Consider the following 1,432-nt stretch of genomic DNA (forward strand, 5'->3'; position numbering starts at 1 on the left):
TCGGCTACTTATCTAATTTGATCTACGACCTGTGCCCGGCCAGGCTGGGTCGAGGTGATCGGCGGGTGGCTCTCACAAGCGGCTGTCCACTGCACGTGGGTGTGACTCTCACATGGCTTGCGTCCGCCGATCACCGTGGCCTGGAGTGGCTCAAGAGGAGACTGCCCAGCTCAAAGTAGCGTTGCCCTCCTCGCCGATCGTCCACAGTGTACGAACGAGGAGAGGTAGCGGATGAGTCGTGTGGTGATTGGGATGGACCCGCACAAGCGGTCAGCCACGATCGAAGTCATCGATCAGCACGAGAACGTCCTGGCGCAGGGCCGGTACGGCACCGACACCGACGGGTACGCGCAGATGCTGGCAGCTGGTCGCCGGTTTCCTGGCCGGACGTGGGCTGTCGAGGGCTGCGCCGGGATCGGCCGGCACATCGCCCAACGCCTCGTCGCCGACGGTGAAACTGTCCTGGACGTGCCGCCGAAGCTGTCATCGCGGGTGCGGGTGTTCGACACGGGCCAGGGCCGCAAGACCGACCCGGTCGACGCGCACAGCGTGGCCGTGGCCGGCCTACGCAGCCCCGGCCTGCGCCAGGTCCGCCTCGACGACGCCACCGTCGCGCTGCGGCTGCTGGTCGACCGCCGCGACGAACTCGGCCACGCCCGCACCGAGACGGTCAGCCGCATCCACCAGTTGCTGCTCGAGATCGTGCCGGGCGGGGCGAAGAAGTTCCTCACCCGCGGCCAGGCCAGCTATCTGCTGCGCACCGCACCCGAACCGGTCGGCATCGTGGCCGAGACCCGCCACCGGCTGGCCCGCGAGCTCATCGACGAACTCACCACCATCGACGAAAAGATCCGCGCCGCCGACAAACAACTACGTGACCTGGTCGCCGCGGCCGGCAGCACCCTGACCGGGCTCAACGGCATCGGCCCGTCCGGCGCAGCCCGCCTCCTCGGCGACATCGGCGACATCGACCGGTTCCGCACCCCCGGGCACTTCGCGTCATGGAACGGCACCGCCCCACTCGATGCCTCCTCCGGCGACCAGAAACGCCACCGGCTATCCAGAGCCGGCAACCGGCGCATCAACCGGGTCCTGCACATCATGGCCATCGTCCAGCTCCGCCACGACACCCCCGGCCGCGCCTACTACCGGCGCCGCCTCGCCGAAGGCAAGACCACCATGGAAGCCATCCGCGCCCTCAAACGCCATCTGTCCGACGTCGCCTACAAACGCATGCTCCACGACGCCCGACGGGCCCGCACGAGCGAGGCGGCGGGTCCAGCAGGACAACCGGGAACGACTCTGCAATCCAGCGCGACCGGCCCAATCCCGACAGCCGGCTCTTCGGACAAGTCACACGCTGAACCCGCCTCCGATCAGCCTAGAACATTCCCCACTCCAACCCCTTGACCTAGAGGGGCGCCATGAGTGC

Annotated in this window: 1 protein-coding gene; it reads left to right on the plus strand. The window is 68.0% G+C overall.

Annotated features, from left to right (window positions below):
* Positions 1 to 252 precede the first annotated feature (252 nt).
* Positions 253 to 1,410, plus strand: a complete 1,158-nt coding sequence (locus AB0B76_RS58955) for an IS110 family transposase (RefSeq protein ID WP_360395199.1) — start codon at positions 253 to 255, stop codon at positions 1,408 to 1,410.
* Positions 1,411 to 1,432: the final 22 nt, after the last annotated feature.

It is taken from the genome of Dactylosporangium sp. NPDC049140 (genome assembly GCF_040648435.1).